Here is a 20,515-nt window from a genome sequence, read left to right as displayed (position 1 = left end):
TAAACAGTATTCAGTAAATTCAAACTGGATACTGCTTACTGCCTACTGGTGACTTTTTTATTCTTCTAATCTAATATCTAATCCCAGACCTTTCAGTTCGTGCATTAACACGTTAAAAGATTCAGGTAGTCCAGGTTCTGGCATTGGCTCACCTTTTACGATGGCTTCATAAGTCTTGGCTCTTCCTATAACATCATCTGACTTTACAGTAAGAATTTCACGAAGAGTCGCCGAAGCACCGTATGCTTCAAGGGCCCAAACTTCCATCTCTCCAAAACGCTGACCACCAAACTGAGCTTTACCTCCAAGCGGCTGCTGAGTGATCAATGAGTATGGCCCGATTGAACGTGCGTGCATCTTATCATCAATCATGTGTCCCAGTTTAAGCATGTAGATCACCCCAACAGTTGCAGGCTGGTCAAATCGATCTCCGGTTCCACCATCATAAAGATAAGTATGGCCAAACCTCGGAATTTCCGCTTCATCTGTCAATTCATTGATCTGATCTATAGTTGCACCATCAAAAATGGGAGTAGCAAATTTTCTACCCAGTTTTTGTCCGGCCCATCCAAGAACAGTTTCATAGATCTGTCCAATGTTCATACGTGATGGCACCCCAAGTGGGTTCAATACTATATCAACAGGTGTACCATCTTCAAGGAAAGGCATATCTTCCTGGCGAACTATACGGGCAACAATACCTTTGTTGCCGTGACGTCCAGCCATTTTATCCCCTACTTTCAGCTTACGTTTCTTAGCGATGTAAACTTTAGCAAGTTTGATTATACCTGCAGGTAGTTCATCCCCCACAGAAATGGTGAACTTTTCCCTTCTCAGGTTACCCTGGATATCATTTTCCTTAATACGGTAGTTGTGAAGAAGATCGGCCACCAAAGCATTCAGATGATCATCTGTAGTCCAGGTTCCATGGGTAAGGTGAGCATAATCATCAACTGCATTAAGCATTTTCTGAGTGTACTTCTTACCTTTTGGAAGGATCTCCTCACCAAGGTCATTCATCACTCCCTGGGCAGTTTTTCCACCAATGATCGCGAATAGCTTGTCTACCAGTTCAGACTTTAAAATGGCAAATTTCGCTTCATATTTTTTCTCAAGTGCCGAAACATCTTCCTTATCCTGAGCTCTCTTACGCTTGTCTTTAATAGCGCGGGCAAACAATTTCTTGTCAATTACCACACCTCTTAATGACGGAGAAGCTTTAAGAGAAGCATCCTTCACATCTCCGGCTTTATCACCAAAGATCGCTCTAAGAAGTTTTTCTTCGGGAGTTGGATCGCTCTCTCCTTTCGGAGTGATCTTACCTATTAGAATATCCCCGGGTTTAACTTCTGCACCAATACGAATCATTCCATGCTCATCAAGATCTTTTGTAGCCTCTTCAGAAACGTTTGGAATATCGTTTGTCAATTCTTCATTACCAAGCTTGGTATCTCTAACTTCAAGAGAATATTCATCGATGTGAATAGAGGTGAAAATATCATTTCTCACCACATTTTCTGAAATCACGATCGCATCCTCAAAGTTGTAACCTTTCCATGGCATGAAAGCCACTTTCATGTTACGTCCAAGTGCAAGTTCCCCCGCCTCGGTCGCGTAACCCTGACAAAGTACCTGACCTTTAGAAACCCTGTCACCTACTCTTACGATTGGCTTCAGGTTAATAGAAGTACCCTGGTTTGTCTTTCTAAACTTCACCAGCTCATAAGTCTTGGAATCTGAGTCAAAACTTACCATTCGCTCCTCTTCAGTTCTGTCGTACTTTATAGTGATCTGGTTTGCATCAACGTATTCTACAGTTCCTGCTCCTTCGGCATTAATCAGTACTCTGGAATCTGTAGCTACCTGTCTTTCCAGTCCTGTACCAACGATTGGAGAATCCACTCGAAGTAAAGGTACGGCCTGGCGCATCATGTTTGATCCCATCAAAGCACGGTTTGCATCATCATGCTCAAGGAACGGAATCAATGAAGCAGAGATTGAAGCGATCTGGTTTGGAGCAACGTCCATATAGTGAACCTGGGTAGGTTCTACTACAGGGAAATCACCTTCCTCACGGGCAATTACTCTATCAGCTTCAATAGTACCATCCTCACCCATTGCAATATTCGCCTGGGCTATCATCTTATCTTCTTCCTCCTCGGCACTTAAATACCTTGGCTCTTCAGAAATATTTACTTTTCCGTTAACAACCTCACGATAAGGAGTTTCAAGGAATCCCATTGAGTTCACTTTAGCATAAGCTGAAAGTGAGGAAATAAGCCCAATGTTTGGACCTTCAGGAGTTTCAATAGGACAAAGTCTTCCGTAGTGAGTATAGTGAACGTCACGTACTTCGAAACCTGCACGCTCACGGGAAAGACCACCTGGTCCTAAAGCCGAAAGTCTTCGCTTGTGAGTGATCTCTGCCAATGGATTCGTCTGGTCCATGAACTGTGACAACTGGTTGGTTCCAAAGAAAGAGTTGATCACAGAAGACAAGGTCTTCGCGTTAATCAAATCTATCGGGGTAAATACCTCGTTGTCACGTACGTTCATCCTTTCACGGATTGTACGGGCCATACGGGCAAGACCTACTCCAAACTGCTGAGACAGCTGCTCTCCCACTGTTCTTACACGACGGTTAGACAAGTGGTCGATATCATCAACCTCTGCCTTTGAATTAATAAGTTCAATAAGATATTTAACGATAGTAATGATATCCTCACGGGTAAGCACTTGCTTATCCATTGCTATATCAAGACCAAGTTTTTTGTTCATTCTGTAACGCCCTACTTCCCCAAGGTTGTAACGCTGGTCACTAAAGAACAATTTGTCAATAATTCCGCGGGCAGTCTCCTCATCTGGTGGTTCTGCGTTACGAAGTTGACGGTATATGTGTTCAACCGCCTCCTTTTCGGAGTTAGTTGGATCTTTTTGTAATGTATTGTGGATAATAGCGTAATCTCCGGTCTGGTTTTCCTCTTTGTGAAGAAGAATGGTCTTTGATCCGGTTTCTACTATTTCTTCTATATGCTCTTTTTCAAGAACAGTATCACGATCTAAAATAATCTCATTACGCTCAATCGAAACAACCTCTCCAGTATCTTCATCTACGAAATCTTCATACCAGGTGTTCAATACACGTGCAGCCAATTTACGGCCAAGAACTTTTTTAAGTCCGGTTTTGGAAACTTTCACCTCTTCTGCAAGGTCAAAGATCTCAAGAATGTCTTTATCGCGCTCAAAACCTATGGCGCGGAAAAGTGTTGTAACAGGTAATTTTTTCTTCCTATCGATATACGCGTACATAACGCTGTTGATATCGGTAGCGAATTCAATCCAGGATCCTTTAAAAGGAATTACACGGGCAGAATAAAGTTTTGTCCCGTTTGCATGGAAGGATTGTCCAAAGAATACTCCGGGAGACCGGTGCAACTGAGAAACTACTACGCGCTCAGCTCCATTGATACAAAAGGTCCCGCTTGGGGTCATATAAGGAATCGTCCCAAGATACACATCCTGAACAATAGTCTCAAAGTCCTCGTGTTCGGGATCTGTACAGTAAAGCTTTAACCGTGCTTTAAGCGGTACACTATATGTCAATCCACGCTCAATACATTCCTGAAGGGAGTACCGCGGTGGGTCCACAAAATAGTCTAAAAATTCTAGTACGAATTGGTTACGGGTGTCCGTAATGGGAAAGTTCTCCATGAAGGTATTATTTAAACCTTCATTTCCTCTTTCTTCTGATTTTGTTTCTAATTGAAAGAAGTCCTGGAATGACTTGATTTGTATATCCAAAAAGTCGGGATAGGCAGGGCTATTCTTTACAGAAGAGAAACTCAATCTTTCAGTTTGCGTTGCTAACATCAATGGACGGAATTATGTTATTATATAAAAAAGTGTGCGAAATAAACAGGAAATGTTTATATACGCAAAATGGTTTAGACCTCAGAGAACCAAATCTCCGGGTCTAAACCTATATTTGTCTGTGGGTTTAGCTTACTTAAGCTCAACCTCAGCTCCTGCTTCTTCTAACTGTGCTTTTAGTGCTTCAGCTTCGTCTTTAGAAACTCCCTCTTTTACAGGTTTTGGAGCATTGTCTACCAATTCTTTAGCATCTTTCAAGCCAAGACCGGTAAGTTCTTTTACTAATTTTACTACGGCTAGTTTTGATCCACCCGGAGCTTTAAGGATTACGTCAAATTCAGACTGCTCTTCAGCGGCTTCTTCACCACCACCAGCAGCAGCACCACCAGCAACTACTGCAGCAGCAGCAGGCTCGATACCATACTCGTCTTTTAAAATTGTAGCTAATTCATTAACTTCTTTTACTGTCAAGTTAACTAATTGCTCTGCGAAATCTTTTAAATCTGCCATTTTCTATCGTTTTAAAATGTAATGTAATTTATGTTTGTTAAAAAGTGCGTACTTGTTTATCCTTCTTTTTCAGAAAGAGTTTTAAGAATTCCTGCGATCTTACCACCACCAGATTTAAGTGCCGAAATAACATTTTTGGCAGGTGATTGTAACAATCCAACGATATCTCCAATAACTTCCTCTTTAGATTTGATGCTAACCAGAGTATCCAGTTTATCATCTCCAATGAAGATAGCCTCTTCAATAAACGCGCCTTTAAGCAAAGGGCGGTCAGATTTTTTTCTGAAATCCTTAATTACTTTAGCCGGTCCATTTCCTGTTTCAGAAAACATGATGGAAGTATTTCCCTTCAATACCGAAGGAAGATCTCCAAAATCTTTATCTGAACTCTCCATAGCCTTAGCTAAAAGGGTGTTCTTAACTACCGCAAGTTTTACGTTAGCTTTAAAACAAGCTCTACGTAAATTTGATGTATTCAAAGCATTTAAGCCTGAAATATCTGCTAGGTAAATAGTTGTATTATCAGCTAACTGGGCAGTTAAATCTTCAATTACTCTTGATTTTTCTTCTCTTGTCATAATCTAATAATATTATTGCTCAGTGAACCTTTTAGTATCAATTTCTACACTAGGACTCATCGTGCTGGACATGTGAATACTTTTTATGTATACACCTTTAGCAGCCGTAGGTTTCAATTTTACCAGGGTAGTTAATAATTCTCTTGCGTTTCCTGCTATCTTATCAGCCTCAAACGATGCTTTTCCAATACCAGCGTGAACAATACCTGTCTTATCCACTTTGAAGTCAATTTTACCGGCTTTAACATCAGATACAGCTTTTGCCACATCCATAGTTACCGTTCCGGTCTTTGGGTTAGGCATTAAACCTCTTGGTCCAAGAACACGTCCCAATGGTCCCAATTTACCCATAACACTGGGCATAGTGATGATCACATCAACATCTGTCCAGCCACCTTTGATCTTATCAAGGTACTCATCTAAACCAACGTAATCTGCTCCGGCTTCTTTAGCTTCTGCTTCCTTATCTGGAGTTACAAGAGCCAAGACCTTTACGTCTTTACCCGTACCGTGTGGTAAGGTAACAACGCCACGAACCATTTGATTAGCCTTACGCGGATCCACGTTCAAACGAACAGCGATATCCACAGAAGGATCAAAGTTTACATTGGTAATGTCTTTTATTAAAGCTGAAGCTTCTGCAACCGAATAAGTTTTACCTTTTTCAATTTTAGATTCTGCTTCCTTTTGCTTTTTAGTCAATTTTGCCATTTTTAATTTCTTTTTGGATTAAAAAGGTGCTTGTCCTTTTACAGTAACTCCCATAGATCTTGCTGTTCCAGCTACCATCTTCATTGCAGACTCAATGGTGAATGCATTTAGATCCTGCATTTTGTCTTCAGCAATAGCTCTTACCTGATCCCAAGAAACACTAGCTACTTTTTTACGGTTTGGTTCCCCAGAACCTTTTTTAGATTTCGCAGCTTCCAAAATTTGAACTGCAGCCGGTGGAGTCTTTATAACAAAGTCAAAAGACTTATCTTTATAAACCGTAATTTGAACAGGCAAAACTTTTCCCTGCTTATCCTGAGTCCTGCCGTTAAATTGCTTACAGAACTCCATGATATTAACTCCGGCAGCACCTAAAGCTGGTCCTACTGGTGGTGATGGGTTAGCAGCACCTCCGCGAACTTGTAACTTAACAACCTTACTTACTTCTTTTGCCATTTTATTAATTTTAAGATGATAGTTTTGTTAGTGGAAGCATACTAAAACTATCCAAAAATATATAGTGTAACAGTTATTATACTTTTTCTACCTGCATATAACTTAGCTCAAGCGGTGTCTTTCTTCCAAAGATCTTCACCATCACTTCAAGCTTACGCTTCTCCTCATTGATCTTTTCAACCGTACCGTTAAAGCCATTAAAAGGACCATCAATTACTTTAATAGTTTCTCCAATGGTAAATGGAATTGCAACATTATCTGCCTTGACAGAAAGTTCATCCACTTTTCCTAGCATACGGTTAACTTCGGATTTTCTCAAAGGCACAGGATCTCCTCCTTTTGTTTCTCCTAAAAATCCAATAACACCATTAATAGACTTGATGATATGAGGGATCTCACCACCAATATTAGCTAAGATCATAACATATCCAGGGAAGTAAACACGCTCCTTATTTACCTTTTTGCCATTTCTAATTTGAATGACCTTTTCGGTAGGAACAAGGACTTCTTCAATAAAATCCTCAAGACCTTCATGAGCGATTTCCCGCTCAATATATTCTTTAACTTTATTTTCCTGTCCGCTTACGGCACGAACTACATACCATTTTTTGTCTTTCACCTCTGCCATAGCAATATTATTTATGATTTAATCCACTCAAAATATTGCTCTATCACGCCGCTAAATACAGTATCTACACCCCATATTAATAATGCAAAGATTATTGAGAAGACTGCTACCACTATGGTCAACCTTTGGGCTTCTGCCCATGTTGGCCAGGTAACGTGGTTCTTCAATTCATTATAGGACTCCGAAATGTAATTTGCTATTCCTGCCATGGTATTAATTTTTTTCGCTTATCTGAAACTAAGCTCCGGCTCCCGTTTTACTACCCCTTTCTTCGGAAAGAATTCGGTGGCCATGTAGTTGATCAATATTGTTTTGAAAAAGAGGTTAAAAACGACCACTCTTTATGCACGGGTTGAGAGACTCGAACTCCCGACACCTGGTTTTGGAGACCAGTGCTCTACCAACTGAGCTAAACCCGTAAATATAAGTCAAGGTATTCACCAAAGTGAATACCTCAACTTTTATATTAAACTATACTTAGTCTAGAATTTCAGTAACCTGTCCAGCTCCTACTGTTCTACCACCTTCACGGATAGCGAAACGTAGACCAACATTCATTGCAATTGGCTGGATAAGATCAACAGTAATTGTAAGGTTATCACCTGGCATTACCATTTCAACACCTTCAGGAAGGTTAATTGTTCCAGTTACGTCGGTTGTACGAACGTAAAACTGTGGACGGTAATTGTTGTGGAATGGAGTGTGACGTCCACCTTCTTCTTTCTTAAGGATATAAACCTCAGCTTTGAATTTAGCATGTGGAGTTACAGATCCTGGCTTGGTGATTACCATACCACGAGAGATCTGAGTCTTCTCAATACCTCTTAGAAGGATACCAACGTTATCACCGGCTTCACCTCTGTCAAGGATCTTACGGAACATCTCAACTCCCGTAATAGTAGAAGTAAGTTTTCCAGCTCCCATACCAATGATTTCTACAGGATCTCCAGTGTTAGCAACACCAGTTTCAATACGACCGGTAGCAACAGTACCACGACCAGTAATAGAGAATACATCCTCGATAGGCATTAGAAATGGCTTATCGATATCACGCTCTGGTAATTCGATCCAGCTATCAACAGCTTCCATCAATTCAAGAACAGTTTGAGTCCACTTGTCATCTCCGTTAAGAGCACCAAGAGCAGATCCTGAAATTACAGGTCCGTTATCTCCATCATACTCATAGAAAGAAAGAAGATCTCTAACTTCCATTTCAACTAGCTCAAGTAGTTCCTCATCATCAACAAGGTCAACTTTGTTTAGGAATACAACGATTCTTGGAATACCAACCTGGCGTCCAAGAAGGATGTGCTCACGAGTTTGTGGCATAGGACCATCTGTAGCCGCAACCACAAGAATAGCACCGTCCATTTGAGCAGCACCAGTAACCATGTTCTTTACGTAATCGGCGTGACCAGGACAGTCAACGTGAGCGTAGTGACGTTTCTCAGTTGAATATTCAACGTGCGAAGAGTTAATAGTAATACCTCTTTCTTTTTCTTCCGGTGCGTTATCAATCTGATCAAAAGATCTAGCTTCTGAATAACCGGCATCAGCCATTACCTTAGTAATTGCTGCTGTTAAAGTTGTTTTTCCGTGATCTACGTGTCCAATTGTACCTATGTTTAGGTGCGGCTTGGACCGATCGTAAGTTTCCTTTGCCATAATTAATACTTATTTAATCTTAGTTATATATTAGTGTTCAATTTTATACAAATCTCAGAGCCAACGACGGGAATTGAACCCGTGACCTCTTCCTTACCAAGGAAACGCTCTACCCCTGAGCTACGTCGGCAAAAAAAGTCACCTCCGTCAAAGCTATTTCTTAGGGAGACAACTATAGGTTTTAAGACTCAAGCTGCAACTTTATCTAACAGGAAAACACGCCTTGTAGCGTGATAATCTCTATTACAAAAGAAGACCAGATTCCTCTTTGCTTTTATAGGGTTCAAATTGTAAAATTAAACCTATAAAAGACTCTATGCAGGCAATTCAATAAAATTTGTCTTCTAAAACAAATCCCAGACTCACCAAATAATTAGAGCAGAAAACCAATTTTTGGCTTCTAACCCTGCTTTCTGCTTCCAACAAAATTCAACTCTCATTAAACTTGTCTTCTTCAGAAAGACTTTAGAGCGGGAGACCGGGTTCCCTTCGATTCGCTTTACAAGCTCACTCAGGACAGGCTTCTCACCCTGCTTTCTGCTTCCAACAAAATTTGATTCTCATCAAATTCGCCTTTTTCAGAAAGACTTTAGAGCGGGAGACCGGGTTCGAACCGGCGACATTCAGCTTGGAAGGCTGACGCTCTACCAACTGAGCTACTCCCGCAAATCTTCAAATTCCAAGCCTCAAGCACCAAACTCCAATTTGGTATTTGGAATTTGTTATTTGGAATTTAATTGTTGTGGGGAGAGCAGGATTCGAACCTGCGAAGTTAAAAACAGCAGATTTACAGTCTGCCCTCGTTGGCCGCTTGAGTATCTCCCCAATTAATTCTTTCAATATTTCAGAGAACCATCGCTTTGGAATGGCTTATTTTTTGAAGCCGCAAATTAACAGAAAATTAATTTATGCACCAAAGCTTTTTGTCAAAATTCATAGAACTTTAAAAATCAAATAAAATTTGATTTTTTTGAGCCGATGGAGGGACTTCCCTCGACTGCGCTCGGGATAAACTTCTCGTCCCTCTGTAGCTTTCAAAACCATGTTTTCTTAGGCTACACCCTTGCGTTTTCATTTCAATATTTCAGAGCCGATGGAGGGACTCGAACCCACGACCTGCTGATTACAAATCAGCTGCTCTAGCCAGCTGAGCTACATCGGCCTAATACCACTTTTTTCACAAAAAAAGTCCGCTATTTCTAACGGACTGCAAATGTATAAATTTAAATCTGTTCTCAAAACATTTGAGAAAAATTTTTATGCTACCTGCGCATTAAATTTACGTTTACGTTTTTGAAGCTGCCTCTCCAATGAATTAACACATTCATCCACACCTGTTTCAAATTTTCTACCCCTTTTTTTACAAATTACTTCATCACCCGGAATGCTTAAAAGAATTTCAGAAATCTTATTCACCTTATCACTTGCCTTTTCCACCTTGAGATAAACATCGGCATAGATCACATTGTCGAAATGATTTTCCAGTTTGTCCAGTTTTTGCTGAATGAAATTAACCAGTTTTTGATCGGCATGGAAGTTCACGGATTGCACATTGACTTTCATAAAATTAAAGTTTTAATTAGACAAATTCTAGGATCCCTTCTTCTTGTTCCGCGGATGCGCATTTTTATAGACCTTATTGAGCTCGGCCATACTGTTATGAGTATAAACCTGGGTGGCAGCAAGACTTGAATGCCCCAGAAGTTCTTTTACAGCATTTAAATGAGCACCCTGGTTCAACAAGTGAGTGGCAAAGGAGTGTCGCAGGATATGCGGGCTCTTCTTTAGCTTACTCGAGATACCTCTAAAGTAATTATTTATTGTTCTGTAAACAAGGGAATCATAGATTTTAACGCCTGCTGCTGTCAAAAATAAATACTCTTCAGAAATGCCTTTTTCAACACCTTCTCTTTCCGGAAGATAATCCCTCACCGTTCCTACAACTGAAGGCAAAAGTGGAATAAACCGCTCGTTGCTACCCTTTCCTTTCACCTTTAGGATTCCCGAAGACAAATCAAGATCCTGAAGCTTAATTCCTATGAGTTCACTACGCCTTATTCCCGTGGAATAAAAAAGTTCGACCATTAGTTTATTCCGTATCTCTTCAAAACCTTCAGCGGAAATGCGCAGCAATGCCTGGTTTACCTCGGCTTCCGAAAATGGCACCTGCAGCTTCCGGGATGTTTTTAGAGCCCTGTGTTTAGTCAACGGAGAGACCTCAAGCTGTTTTGTCTTTTGAAGAAAACGATAAAAGGCTTTAAGAGAAGATACCTTTCGGTTAATACTATTACTGGAAAGTCCCTCCTCCACCAGCTGTACGATCCAGCTGCGAACCTGGGAGTAATTGACCTCCTTTAGATCTTCCTGCTTATAGGTGGTAGCAATAAAGTCAGAAAATGACAGAAGATCCGCTTTATATGCAGTAATGGTGTGGATAGAATTGTTCTTTTCCAGCTCAAGGTATTCAAAAAAGCGCTCGTGTTGATCTTGGGGCATAAAAAAACTGTTGACAGACAAAGTTATTAAACTTTATCTATCAACAGTTATATTTGTATACCTAAGAACTCAGGCTTAGGAATTGATCTTAGATCTCTTCCTGATCTCTTAGATGCTGAATGTAAGCAGCTTTTTGGATTTGAGCCCTACGTTCTACTGACGGTTTTGTAAATGCTTGACGATCTCTCAACTGACGCATTGTTCCTGTACGATCAAACTTACGCTTAAAACGCTTCAGCGCTCTATCAATATTCTCTCCGTCTTTAACTGGTATAATTAACATAGTGTCACCTCCTTTCTTTAAAAATTAAGGTGCAAAGATAATTTAAATCTCCAAACCCACAATTATTCAATTATTTTATTTTATTATTTTTTGGTCATAAGCTTAAAGGATGTAACCATCAAGAGATTCCTCGTCGCCACCTCCTTCTTCCGAAGGAAATTGCTCTGTCGGAATGACAATGAATTAAATATTGTAATGTTCAGTAGCTGAAATAATTTAACCCCAAGAAATCCTAAACCTTGAACTTCAAATATTGAGTTTACCGTGAACTTTGAACTTAAAACCTTAAACTATTTTGCTGCCGGTTTATACTCCTTGCCGTCAATTAACATTTTCGCAATGATCTCTCTCAGGATTTCTGAAGTACCACCTCCAATAGGGCCCAAACGGCTGTCTCGGGAGAGTCGGGCTAATGGATAATCTTCCATATAACCGTAACCTCCCAGGAATTGCAGGCAATTATAAATAACCTCATCTGCTATTTTTGTGGAAAGAAGTTTTGACATACTTGCTTCCTTTACAACGTAAACTCCGCGATGCATTCTCTCGGCAATCGAATAGTTGAATTCTTTTGCCATTTCCACCTCACTTGCCATTTCGGCATAGGTATGCCGCAGAGCCTGGAATTTAGATATAGACTTACCAAAAGCCTCTCTCTCTTTCATGTACTGCAGGGTGTATTCAAGAGCAAACTCTGCACGGGCATGAGCGTTAATACCCATGATCAACCTTTCAAAGGCGAAATGCTGCATTATGTATGCAAAACCTTTACCCTCTTCTCCCATTAAATTAGAAGCAGGCACTTCTACATTATCGAAAGCAATTTCACCTGTATCTGATGCTCTCCAACCCAGCTTATCCAGCTTGGTAGCCGAAATTCCCGGCGTGTCACGATCCATAATGAAAATACTCATCCCCTTGCTTTTCAGCTCGGGATTCGTCTTAGCCGCAACTACCAAATAATCTGAATAGATCCCGTTGGTGATAAATGTCTTGGATCCATTGATCACATATTTATCTCCTTTTTTAACAGCCGTAGTTCTCATTCCGGCCACATCACTCCCTCCTGCAGGCTCAGTGATACAAAGGCATCCTATTTTTTCTCCGCTTATACTCGCAGTGAGATACTTTTCTTTAATTGCTTCGTTCCCTTCCTTTGCCACATGCGTCATAGCAAGATAAGCGTGAGCCCACATCGCTGCCGCAAATCCGCCGCTGTTGACCTTTTGCAATTCCTCAAGAAAAATAACAGTATAAAAAATGTCCAGATCCAGGCCACCATATTCTTCGGAATAGTTTAAACCGAAATAACCCATTCCCCCAAACTTCTCCCAAATAAAGCGTTCTATAGTACCTGTTTTTTCCCATTTTTCAATGTGTGGCACCACTTCTTTCTGAAGAAATTCCTGAAAACTTTTACGGAATAATTCATGTTCTTCTGTAAAATATCTGCTGTTCATAAAGTTATTTTCTGAATATATTTTTTTACCTGAAACTTATGGGGGATGAAAAAAACTTAGTTTTTCTTGTCGATTGTCAAATATAGTGCAATTCTGTCTAACTTTTCGAAGGGAAAATTCTTAATCTGCTGAAGCTCCTCCATACTTTTAATCTCTCCTACCTCTTCGCGATATTTTATCAATGCCCGCGCCTGTTCATAGTTAAAAAATGGCAACTCTGTAAGCTGCATAAGACTAACCTCGTTAAGGTCCAGCTTTTCTACCGTCATTGTTTGAACCTCAAATCTTTGCAACACCCTCTCCACCACTTCGGGAGTAAGACCGTATACATCTTTAAGCTGCACCTCACCGCGAAAACCTCCCAAGCTGTTGCGATAATTAACAATTCTTGCTGAAAGCTTTTCTCCAATCCCATTAACCTGCTGCAATTCTTCGGCTGTAGCTGTATTGAGATCGGCCTTGGAAAGAGGTTCCGAAAATGCTCTTTTTGACATCTTATTTTCTTTAGAAGCTTTTCCGCGGAAATCGGGAAACTTGAATAAAGGAGCGATGATGTTCAGCAAAGAATCTGAAACTCCTGTCACTTCCTGAAATTCTTCAGCAGAGTTCACCCATAAATCCCGACTTCTGAATTCATGCAAACTGTCTATTTCCGCTGGAGACATTCCTAACATGTAACCTTTAAAATCTGAAATAAAATTAGGATTAAAAGGCGCTATGGCCTCGGAGTTCTTTTCAGCAGCCACCTGCTTCAGAGAATCAACAGATTGCTGCATTTCCCGCACCATCTTCAATTCTTCGGGATTTTTCTCAACTTCCGAAGAAAAAGGGTAGAAAAAATACACTAATTGAAGAACGATAATAACAACCACCAAAACAAAGATCCCATTTTGCTGACTTCTATTGAAAACAAAATGGGATCTCCAGTTACTCATTCAGGTGCTTTAAGTTTAAGAAGCTTTTTTCACCCGTTCTTTTGGAGGCTTATGAAAAAGTTCGCCGGCTTTTAACTTTCTCGAATATTCCCGAAGGTCCTTTCTTACTTCCCCGGACATGATGTAAAGACCAATAATATTGGGAAAAGACATGGCTAAGATCATCATGTCTGAGAAATCAAGTACGGCTCCCAGGCTTACTGAAGCTCCAATTACTACAAACACAAGAAAAAGTGCCTTATATAAAAGCTCCATATTTTTACTCTTGCCAAAAAGGTAAGTCCAGGCTCGCATACCGTAGTATGACCAGGAGATCATAGTGGAAAAAGCAAATAGGAAAACTGCAGCCGCAAGCACATACGGGAACCAGGATATCACGCTTCCAAAGGCGGTAGAGGTGAGTTCTACCCCTCCTACTCCTTCTACTTCGTGCATTCCGGTAAATATGAGTACAAGAGCAGTAAGCGTACAAACTACCACGGTATCAATGAATGGCTCAAGAAGCGCTACAAAACCTTCTGACGGTGGATTGTTAGTCTTGGCCGCCGAGTGAGCGATAGCCGCAGATCCAACTCCTGCTTCATTCGAGAAAGCTGCTCTTTGGAAACCAACGATCAATACTCCAATTACTCCTCCTTTTAATGCACTGGGACTAAAAGCACCATCCCAGATCGCTGCAAATGCAGGACCAATGTTTTCAATATTAAATCCAATTACCACCAGGGCACCCAGGATATAGACCGCGGCCATAATAGGAACGATCTTGCCGGTTACTTTAGCAATACTGCTAATTCCTCCAATGATCACCACTCCCACAAGAATTGCCACTACAACCCCAAAAATAAAACCGTTCCCTACGAGGGCAGGAAATTCCCCTGCAAGAATTACAAAGGACTGGTTTGCCTGGAACATATTTCCACCTCCAAAGGAGGCTCCAATTGCCAGAATCGCAAAGAAAACCGCAAGAAACTTTCCAAAACCTGCCATATTGCGTTTTTCAAGGCCATACCTAAGGTAGTTCATTGGTCCACCAAACACACGACCTTCAGAATTTATAAAGCGATACTTTACTCCAAGGGTACATTCTACAAATTTGGAGGACATTCCTAAAAGTCCTGCAACGATCATCCACAGGGTTGCTCCCGCACCACCCAATGAAATAGCTACTGCAACTCCTGCAATGTTACCCAACCCAACTGTTCCAGATACGGCTGTTGCCAGAGCTTGAAAATGTGTTACCTGCCCCGGGGCATTGGGATCGTCATATTTTCCTTTTGCAAGATCAAGAGCATGCTTAAAACCTCTAATGTTAATGAAGCCCATTCTTATGGTGAAGAATAAAGCACCCAAAACAAGCCAGATCACGATAAATGGAATATCTTTTTGCTGCAAGTCCCCATTGGGATGTAAAAGAGGCACCGGCTGGTCATATCTTATTGCTGCCAGGTAATGTGCTCCTTGTTCAATTACATGTTCAACATTTTCTGAGTTATAAATTACTCCGCCTTCGTCCACAAGATATTCAAGAGTACCCGCAGCATTTGCATAAGCAGTAGTCTCTTCCAAATCATCCTTAATTACCAACGCAATTGCATCTCCTTCTTCCACGCGCTCCCCTTCCGGAACAAGCCATTGTTTAAGAACATGGCGACCATCAGCCCTGGCTGCCCAGTTTGGTGCTGCTACTCTTTTGATATCAGCATAAACTACCGGATCATAAATTCCAATAGCCGAAAATGGATCCCAAAACAACACACTGCCCATGCTAGCGACTATTGGCGCAAAGGTTCCGTTAAAATGTTCTGTAATGGCTTCTGGCGGTACATTATATGTCTTGGTTACGCTGTTGTTTGCAGCATCTGTAACTGTCACGGTATAATCTACACCTTCAACAAGCGCTCCTGCCCGTGGTGCATCCAACGGAGTTTCCCTGCTGGACCATTTATACTGGTAGGGAGGAGTTCCCCCACGAACATTTAATTGTACAAAACCGTCATTAATTAAATTAGAAGGATTCTCTACCTGGGCCTCAACCTCTAATTCCTGCGCAAAGGATGTCAAAAAGAAAACAGAAAATAATAATGAAAGTATTGACTTTCTCATATAAGATTTTTAGAATAATAAATTGGAATTTTCGGCGAAGCAAGATGCTAAAAATATTAACGTTTTCAAATTATATGAAGTTAAATTGCAAAGAAAACGTTAACCCATAAGACTTCAGGAATATTATTCTCTTTTAAAGGTCATATACTGACGTGCGTTTCGAATAGATTAAATCCTTGAATTTTAGGAGGAAAGCCAAAGTGAGATAAAGAGCAAATCCTATCCCAAAAGTCGCAAAGGATAAGTAAATGAAAAAAAGTCGAATATTTTTCGCCCTCATTCCCAATTTATCTGCAAAACGAGATGATACATAAAAACCATGTCTCTCGAAGAAGTTTCTTATTTGATTAATCCATCGATACATATTCCAAAGATATTAAATTTGAGATTGTTGCTGTAGGATCTGTAATCCAACTGCACAATTAAGACAAGCTTTTTTTTCGCAATAATCTTTTTTTAATTGTAACAAGGCCTGCGACTGTAATGCTCCTGCCGGGATTGACGGTCTTAGAGAACGGAACTTTTTTATAATCTCATTTTCTTCTGCAGCTACTGCTTCAATTAAAGGTGCAATTCTTTCAAAGGCATCCTTCCCCTGACTTTTATGGTATGTGAATTTTAACGGAACTACGGTATTTATAATAATTAGATCAATAAATTTCCTGCTCAGTTTTTTCTTTCTATATGCATGGCTACGAGAGAAAGTGTAATGTGTGCTCCAGAATTCATTCATTTGCACATTAAACACCTCATAGACCTGTTGGGGATCCTCAAATTTTTGAAGTTCTGCAAACAGGGAGGAAGATTTATGATAAATTGCTGCCAACTGCGCTAAACGAAGTTCGGGAAAGTTATCGGGTCTTAAGCGAAAATACTTTACGGGTAAAACTCCTGTTCCAGACAGGTTGTACTTGTGTTGTAAAAAGGAGTAAGCTTCTTTTAACTTTGAAAAGTAAGGATCCTCACAGGTGCCGTTTAATAAACCGGCCTGCCCCAGGAATAGTGCCTCAATTTCAAAAGCATTAGTTCTGGCTTTTCTTACCACCGAAAATGGTATGGAACCTGCTATACTTAAAAAAGCCTCCCCATTAATATTAAGTCCAAAGTTTTTGGCCAGCATCTGGAAAAGTACTGCTTCCCAATCGCCTGCAGTGTTCAAGAGCAGACTCGAAATAAAATAAGATCTTTTTTCCAGTCTTTCCACATACAGCCGCTCCAGCCAGTTATTGATTAAAAAATGCTCGATATCAGGCCACTCCTGTTCACAGTTTATCCATCTGGTTGAGCCTTCGGTACAAAGATTTTTATAACTTTTGAGACTCTCGGGAGAAACAAGCTCCTGAATCTCCATAACCGGCAGCGGGGAATTATCTTTTCGGAAAATTTCCACGTCATGCACCCAAACTACATGAAGGACTACATTATCGTAGGCTGCATCAGTTTCATGTCCATGCATGTACCAATCTGAAGAACGAATATGAATCTCAACATTACCTGCCCATTCCTGATCACCTATGAGTAAACGCGAATTAAAAAAATCGGGTCCGGAAAGTTCATTATGAAGACCCGGAGAAATTACAGCTACCTGTTGTCCATCCACAGTTTTCATGTTCTGAAGATCGAATTTCTGAAACTGCCATAAGTAATGTAAATAATCTTCCCGCATCAAATAAAAATATGGAATATTTCCATACCACCTTGAAACACAGAGAAATTAGATGTAGGAGAAGCCTTACAAATAGTGTTAATTTTTAACAGGCAGCATTTGCTTTACCTCTTCATAGAAAAGATTTACCCATTGGCGGTACATCTCTCCACTTGGATGTAAGTTATCTTCTGCTATCAATTCAGGTTGATCGGCTGCTTTTCGGGAAATTGGTGTAATATTGAAGAAGTTCACATTAAATTCTTTAGCTACTTCTTGAAAAACCTCGTTAAATTCATCTATTTCCTGGCCTATTTCTTCTGCCCTTGCGGCACCAAAAGGAGTTACTCCATAATCGGGAATACTAACGGCAAAAACTCCTTCTGCCCCCCTTTCCGAATGCAAAATTGCTCTTTCAAAGATTGTGTAAAGATCCTCGCGGTAGGCATCTATTGACTTTCCCTGGTATTGATTATTCACTCCTATAGACACAGAAACCAGATCAAATTCTTCATTATTGAGTTGAGCGTCCATAGCACGAAGCAGATCCTGAGTGGTCCATCCTGTAGTAGCTATAATTCTTGGCTCCTCAATTTCAAACCCATCGGCTCTTAATTTCGCTGCTAATTTAACAGGCCATCTCATCTCTGGATTTACACTTTCCCCAATGGTATAAGAATCTCCCAGGGCGAGGTACCTTAAAGCATCTTCTTCCACGACGGTAATGTTTTCAGAACCATTTTCCTTACACCCCATAAGGAGCACCAACATTGAACAAAACAGAAAAATTTTTTTCATTGTTACCATTTTTAAACAGCTAAAATAAATTTTTCTGCAGCAGCTCGGTAATTCTTCCTCCTTATATTTACAAAAAACCTTAAGAATGAAATTCATCTTTTCTTTTCTCACCTTTTTTATAAGTTTAAATTTTTCAGGCCAGGAGATTGATCCTTTGGATCAATTCTGGAATAAACTCGAACAACATTGTGGAAAAGCCTTTGCAGGAGAAGTGATAGAAGCACCTGAAAATGATGATTTTCGAGGTAAAAAACTTGTAATGCACCTTAGATCCTGTGAAGAAAATATTATAAAGATTCCATTTTTTGTGGGCGAAGATCGCTCCCGAACATGGGTCCTAAACAAAAAAAACGCCACTATTGAACTTAGACACGACCACCGTCACAAAGACGGAACCAGTGATGAAGTAACAATGTATGGCGGTATTTCCTCCAATCATGGCCTGCCACACTTACAGGTATTTCCTGCCGACCAGGAAACAGCCAATCTCATACCTGAAGCCGCTTCCAATGTATGGTGGATCACACTTACCGATACTGGCTTTACCTATAACCTCAGACGCATAGGAACAGACCGGTTTTTTACGGTGAAATTCGACCTTACGGAACCAATTAAAACGCCTGCAGCTCCCTGGGGTTGGGAGGAATAAATTCTTAACACGCGGTTAAACCGGTTGCTGCAAAAAGAAAATTCACACTAAAAACTATATCTTAATAAAAAAACAGCCAGTTATGCAGCCCACACAGTCTACGCCAGAAGAAAAAGATTTGGATATAAACGGTGAAATTCCTCCTGTAAAAAAGAAGAATAAATTCGTATCCGGACTAAAAAAAGTTGGTTTTCACGTTTGGCTTGGGGTGATGATCATTGGTGGTGCACTTGCCTTCATTGTCGCGCTGTTCCTGGTATGAAAAAGACCTACACCTTTTCTTTGATATGCTTCAGTTTGTTTCTACTGAATTTGTTGCTGCTGAAATTCTTCAGGTTGCCATATTTTTTTTCATCCTGGTTAAATGATCTGCTATGTTTACCCGTTGTTTTGGGAATTTGCCTGTTTCTAATAAGAAAGATCAGTAAAAATGAACAGCTGAGAATTTCCCTTTTTTCAGCCTTTTCGCTTGCTGCCTTATATTCAATTTATTTCGAGATTTATCTTCCGGAGGTGACTGAAAGATATACTGCAGATGTGGTGGATGTACTACTTTACTTCATTGGAGCATTTATCTTTTACTTGTTTCAGCAAAAACCTTCACCAAAAGTACAACAGCAGGAATAAAAAAAGCCGCTTAATTAAGCAGCCTTTTCAATGTTCGGGTCTCGGTTCTAATCTCTAGTCTCTAGTTTCTAAACCTTATTCAATATATCCTTTCTCCCGCATCCATTCATCGTTGAACATTTTGCCAACATAACGGCTGCCGTGATCGTGAAATAAGATCACTACCACATCATCCTTTTTAAAATGCTCTTTTAACTGAAGTAATCCCTTCATAGCCGCGCCTGCACTATTTCCAAGGAAAAAACCTTCTTCCTTCGCAAGTCTCTGAGTGTATACCGCCGCATCTTTATCTGTGACCTTGGTGAAGCCGTCTATAATATCGAAATCGACATTCTTCGGAAGAATATCTTCTCCAATTCCTTCAGTCACGTAAGGATATATCTCTTTTTCATCAAACTCTCCGGTCTCGTGATATTTCTTAAACACCGAACCGTAAGTGTCAACTCCCCATACTTTTACGTTTGGGTTCTGTTCCTTTAAATATTTTCCAACACCTGAAATTGTACCGCCGGTGCCAACACCAACTACAAAGTGGGTTACTTTTCCATCAGTTTGTTTCCAAATCTCGGGTCCCGTGCTCTCGTAATGTGCTTTGGTATTGGAAAGGTTGTCATATTGATTCACATACCAGGAATTCGGCGTTTCTTCAGAAAGTCTTTTTGAAGTAGAATAGTAAGACTGAGGATCATCAGGCGCCACATTGGTTGGGCAAACCACCACTTCACTGCCTACGGCTCGTAAAATGTCAATTTTCTCCTTCGACTGTTTATCGGCCATTACGCATACCATTCGGTAACCTTTAACAATAGCAGCAAGGGCTAGACCCATTCCTGTATTTCCTGAAGTTCCTTCAATAATAGTACCTCCGGGTTTTAAAAGTCCCGCGGCTTCGGCATCTTCGATCATCTTCACCGCCATGCGGTCTTTTACCGAATTTCCGGGATTAAACGTTTCGTATTTTGCCAGCACCAGCGCATCTATTCCTTCTGTTAACTTATTGATCTTAACAAGAGGCGTATTTCCAATGGTACCAAGTATATTTTCAGCGTATTCCATGTCTCAGTTTTTCGGCTGCAAAGGTAAGAAAAATTGCAGCTTTAA

At 40.4% G+C, this 20,515-nt stretch carries 21 protein-coding genes and 5 tRNA genes; 3 read left to right on the top strand and 23 right to left on the bottom strand.

The annotated features are described in order from the left end of the window. Nucleotides 1-57 precede the first annotated feature (57 nt). From rpoB to H148_RS0116045, 22 genes are all read right to left on the bottom strand, one after another. Nucleotides 58-3,870, bottom strand: coding sequence for a DNA-directed RNA polymerase subunit beta (rpoB, locus tag H148_RS0116155; protein ID WP_029035721.1), 3,813 nt, complete (start codon nucleotides 3,868-3,870; stop codon nucleotides 58-60). 132 nt (nucleotides 3,871-4,002) lie between these two features. Further along, the gene (gene rplL, locus H148_RS0116150) at nucleotides 4,003-4,380 is read right to left on the bottom strand and encodes a 50S ribosomal protein L7/L12 (protein WP_029035720.1); all 378 of its coding nucleotides are present in this window, start codon (nucleotides 4,378-4,380) and stop codon (nucleotides 4,003-4,005) included. 56 nt (nucleotides 4,381-4,436) lie between these two features. Continuing rightward, the gene (rplJ, locus tag H148_RS0116145; RefSeq protein WP_029035719.1) at nucleotides 4,437-4,958 is read right to left on the bottom strand and encodes a 50S ribosomal protein L10; all 522 of its coding nucleotides are present in this window, start codon (nucleotides 4,956-4,958) and stop codon (nucleotides 4,437-4,439) included. A gap of 12 nt (nucleotides 4,959-4,970) precedes the next feature. Beyond that, on the bottom strand, nucleotides 4,971-5,669 hold the full coding sequence (gene rplA / locus H148_RS0116140; RefSeq protein ID WP_029035718.1) for a 50S ribosomal protein L1: 699 nt from the start codon (nucleotides 5,667-5,669) through the stop codon (nucleotides 4,971-4,973). Nucleotides 5,670-5,687: 18 nt separating this feature from the next. Continuing rightward, nucleotides 5,688-6,125: a 50S ribosomal protein L11 gene (gene rplK / locus H148_RS0116135; RefSeq protein ID WP_029035717.1), complete on the bottom strand. Its 438-nt coding sequence runs from the start codon at nucleotides 6,123-6,125 to the stop codon at nucleotides 5,688-5,690. 76 nt (nucleotides 6,126-6,201) lie between these two features. Continuing rightward, the gene (nusG, locus tag H148_RS0116130) at nucleotides 6,202-6,753 is read right to left on the bottom strand and encodes a transcription termination/antitermination protein NusG (RefSeq protein WP_029035716.1); all 552 of its coding nucleotides are present in this window, start codon (nucleotides 6,751-6,753) and stop codon (nucleotides 6,202-6,204) included. An 11-nt stretch (nucleotides 6,754-6,764) separates the two neighbouring features. Beyond that, entirely contained in the window at nucleotides 6,765-6,962 is a 198-nt protein-coding gene (gene secE / locus H148_RS0116125) for a preprotein translocase subunit SecE (protein ID WP_029035715.1), read from the bottom strand. Nucleotides 6,963-7,099: 137 nt separating this feature from the next. Further along, nucleotides 7,100-7,172: transfer RNA gene (locus H148_RS0116115), tRNA-Trp, on the bottom strand. Between the two features lie 58 nt (nucleotides 7,173-7,230). After that, nucleotides 7,231-8,418 (bottom strand): elongation factor Tu, encoded by a 1,188-nt coding sequence (gene tuf / locus H148_RS0116110; protein ID WP_029035714.1) that lies wholly within the window; start codon nucleotides 8,416-8,418, stop codon nucleotides 7,231-7,233. A 58-nt stretch (nucleotides 8,419-8,476) separates the two neighbouring features. Continuing rightward, a tRNA-Thr gene (locus H148_RS0116105) sits at nucleotides 8,477-8,548 on the bottom strand. Nucleotides 8,549-9,011: 463 nt separating this feature from the next. Next, nucleotides 9,012-9,084: transfer RNA gene (locus H148_RS0116100), tRNA-Gly, on the bottom strand. Between the two features lie 77 nt (nucleotides 9,085-9,161). Continuing rightward, a tRNA-Tyr gene (locus H148_RS0116095) sits at nucleotides 9,162-9,243 on the bottom strand. A 263-nt stretch (nucleotides 9,244-9,506) separates the two neighbouring features. Next, nucleotides 9,507-9,580, bottom strand: a tRNA-Thr gene (locus tag H148_RS0116090). 95 nt (nucleotides 9,581-9,675) lie between these two features. Beyond that, nucleotides 9,676-9,981: a ribosome hibernation-promoting factor, HPF/YfiA family gene (hpf, locus tag H148_RS0116085; RefSeq protein ID WP_029035713.1), complete on the bottom strand. Its 306-nt coding sequence runs from the start codon at nucleotides 9,979-9,981 to the stop codon at nucleotides 9,676-9,678. A gap of 27 nt (nucleotides 9,982-10,008) precedes the next feature. Further along, nucleotides 10,009-10,914 (bottom strand): tyrosine-type recombinase/integrase, encoded by a 906-nt coding sequence (locus H148_RS0116080; RefSeq protein ID WP_029035712.1) that lies wholly within the window; start codon nucleotides 10,912-10,914, stop codon nucleotides 10,009-10,011. 88 nt (nucleotides 10,915-11,002) lie between these two features. Continuing rightward, the gene (gene rpsU / locus H148_RS0116075) at nucleotides 11,003-11,197 is read right to left on the bottom strand and encodes a 30S ribosomal protein S21 (RefSeq protein ID WP_029035711.1); all 195 of its coding nucleotides are present in this window, start codon (nucleotides 11,195-11,197) and stop codon (nucleotides 11,003-11,005) included. Between the two features lie 290 nt (nucleotides 11,198-11,487). Then, a complete protein-coding gene (locus tag H148_RS0116070) occupies nucleotides 11,488-12,657 on the bottom strand; it encodes an acyl-CoA dehydrogenase family protein (protein WP_029035710.1) in 1,170 nt (389 codons plus the stop codon). A gap of 56 nt (nucleotides 12,658-12,713) precedes the next feature. Further along, entirely contained in the window at nucleotides 12,714-13,592 is an 879-nt protein-coding gene (locus H148_RS0116065) for a ComEA family DNA-binding protein (protein WP_029035709.1), read from the bottom strand. A 15-nt stretch (nucleotides 13,593-13,607) separates the two neighbouring features. Further along, nucleotides 13,608-15,695, bottom strand: a complete 2,088-nt coding sequence (locus H148_RS0116060) for an amino acid carrier protein (RefSeq protein ID WP_029035708.1) — start codon at nucleotides 15,693-15,695, stop codon at nucleotides 13,608-13,610. Nucleotides 15,696-15,828: 133 nt separating this feature from the next. Then, nucleotides 15,829-16,059 (bottom strand): PspC family transcriptional regulator, encoded by a 231-nt coding sequence (locus H148_RS18920; RefSeq protein WP_029035707.1) that lies wholly within the window; start codon nucleotides 16,057-16,059, stop codon nucleotides 15,829-15,831. A gap of 12 nt (nucleotides 16,060-16,071) precedes the next feature. Beyond that, nucleotides 16,072-17,361 (bottom strand): DUF2851 family protein, encoded by a 1,290-nt coding sequence (locus H148_RS0116050; protein WP_029035706.1) that lies wholly within the window; start codon nucleotides 17,359-17,361, stop codon nucleotides 16,072-16,074. Nucleotides 17,362-17,439: 78 nt separating this feature from the next. Beyond that, nucleotides 17,440-18,138, bottom strand: a complete 699-nt coding sequence (locus tag H148_RS0116045; RefSeq protein ID WP_037325512.1) for an SGNH/GDSL hydrolase family protein — start codon at nucleotides 18,136-18,138, stop codon at nucleotides 17,440-17,442. An 85-nt stretch (nucleotides 18,139-18,223) separates the two neighbouring features. On the opposite strand from H148_RS0116045, the gene H148_RS0116040 reads away from it, so the two are divergent. The 3 genes from H148_RS0116040 to H148_RS18430 all read left to right on the top strand — a co-directional run bounded on the left by H148_RS0116040 (nucleotide 18,224) and on the right by H148_RS18430 (nucleotide 19,414). Beyond that, entirely contained in the window at nucleotides 18,224-18,787 is a 564-nt protein-coding gene (locus H148_RS0116040; RefSeq protein WP_029035704.1) for a hypothetical protein, read from the top strand. Between the two features lie 82 nt (nucleotides 18,788-18,869). Continuing rightward, nucleotides 18,870-19,049: a hypothetical protein gene (locus H148_RS0116035; RefSeq protein ID WP_029035703.1), complete on the top strand. Its 180-nt coding sequence runs from the start codon at nucleotides 18,870-18,872 to the stop codon at nucleotides 19,047-19,049. Nucleotides 19,050-19,123: 74 nt separating this feature from the next. Further along, complete coding sequence (locus tag H148_RS18430) at nucleotides 19,124-19,414, top strand: hypothetical protein (RefSeq protein WP_156877281.1); 291 nt, start codon at nucleotides 19,124-19,126, stop codon at nucleotides 19,412-19,414. Nucleotides 19,415-19,489: 75 nt separating this feature from the next. On the opposite strand, the gene H148_RS0116025 is transcribed toward H148_RS18430, so the two are convergent. Next, nucleotides 19,490-20,470 (bottom strand): PLP-dependent cysteine synthase family protein, encoded by a 981-nt coding sequence (locus tag H148_RS0116025; protein ID WP_029035701.1) that lies wholly within the window; start codon nucleotides 20,468-20,470, stop codon nucleotides 19,490-19,492. Nucleotides 20,471-20,515: the final 45 nt, after the last annotated feature.

The sequence above is a fragment of the Salinimicrobium terrae DSM 17865 genome (assembly GCF_000424665.1).
Taxonomy (GTDB): domain Bacteria; phylum Bacteroidota; class Bacteroidia; order Flavobacteriales; family Flavobacteriaceae; genus Salinimicrobium; species Salinimicrobium terrae.
The sequence above is the reverse complement of the archived record's forward strand: the minus strand, read 5'-3'. Positions and strand labels throughout refer to the sequence as shown.

Excerpts from the sequence above, each read along its gene's own strand:
- rplL (WP_029035720.1), bottom strand. The coding sequence starts at position 4,380 with ATGGCAGATTTAAAAGATTTCGCAGAGCAATTAGTTAACTTGACAGTA.
- H148_RS0116060 (WP_029035708.1), bottom strand. The coding sequence starts at position 15,695 with ATGAGAAAGTCAATACTTTCATTATTATTTTCTGTTTTCTTTTTGACA.
- H148_RS0116065 (WP_029035709.1), bottom strand. The coding sequence starts at position 13,592 with ATGAGTAACTGGAGATCCCATTTTGTTTTCAATAGAAGTCAGCAAAAT.
- rplJ (WP_029035719.1), bottom strand. The coding sequence starts at position 4,958 with ATGACAAGAGAAGAAAAATCAAGAGTAATTGAAGATTTAACTGCCCAG.
- H148_RS0116035 (WP_029035703.1), top strand. The coding sequence starts at position 18,870 with ATGCAGCCCACACAGTCTACGCCAGAAGAAAAAGATTTGGATATAAAC.
- tuf (WP_029035714.1), bottom strand. The coding sequence starts at position 8,418 with ATGGCAAAGGAAACTTACGATCGGTCCAAGCCGCACCTAAACATAGGT.
- rpoB (WP_029035721.1), bottom strand. The coding sequence starts at position 3,870 with ATGTTAGCAACGCAAACTGAAAGATTGAGTTTCTCTTCTGTAAAGAAT.
- H148_RS0116045 (WP_037325512.1), bottom strand. The coding sequence starts at position 18,138 with ATGAAAAAAATTTTTCTGTTTTGTTCAATGTTGGTGCTCCTTATGGGG.
- H148_RS0116040 (WP_029035704.1), top strand. The coding sequence starts at position 18,224 with ATGAAATTCATCTTTTCTTTTCTCACCTTTTTTATAAGTTTAAATTTT.
- H148_RS0116050 (WP_029035706.1), bottom strand. The coding sequence starts at position 17,361 with ATGCGGGAAGATTATTTACATTACTTATGGCAGTTTCAGAAATTCGAT.
- H148_RS18920 (WP_029035707.1), bottom strand. The coding sequence starts at position 16,059 with ATGTATCGATGGATTAATCAAATAAGAAACTTCTTCGAGAGACATGGT.
- hpf (WP_029035713.1), bottom strand. The coding sequence starts at position 9,981 with ATGAAAGTCAATGTGCAATCCGTGAACTTCCATGCCGATCAAAAACTG.
- secE (WP_029035715.1), bottom strand. The coding sequence starts at position 6,962 with ATGGCAGGAATAGCAAATTACATTTCGGAGTCCTATAATGAATTGAAG.
- rpsU (WP_029035711.1), bottom strand. The coding sequence starts at position 11,197 with ATGTTAATTATACCAGTTAAAGACGGAGAGAATATTGATAGAGCGCTG.
- rplA (WP_029035718.1), bottom strand. The coding sequence starts at position 5,669 with ATGGCAAAATTGACTAAAAAGCAAAAGGAAGCAGAATCTAAAATTGAA.
- rplK (WP_029035717.1), bottom strand. The coding sequence starts at position 6,125 with ATGGCAAAAGAAGTAAGTAAGGTTGTTAAGTTACAAGTTCGCGGAGGT.
- H148_RS0116080 (WP_029035712.1), bottom strand. The coding sequence starts at position 10,914 with ATGCCCCAAGATCAACACGAGCGCTTTTTTGAATACCTTGAGCTGGAA.
- nusG (WP_029035716.1), bottom strand. The coding sequence starts at position 6,753 with ATGGCAGAGGTGAAAGACAAAAAATGGTATGTAGTTCGTGCCGTAAGC.
- H148_RS0116025 (WP_029035701.1), bottom strand. The coding sequence starts at position 20,470 with ATGGAATACGCTGAAAATATACTTGGTACCATTGGAAATACGCCTCTT.
- H148_RS0116070 (WP_029035710.1), bottom strand. The coding sequence starts at position 12,657 with ATGAACAGCAGATATTTTACAGAAGAACATGAATTATTCCGTAAAAGT.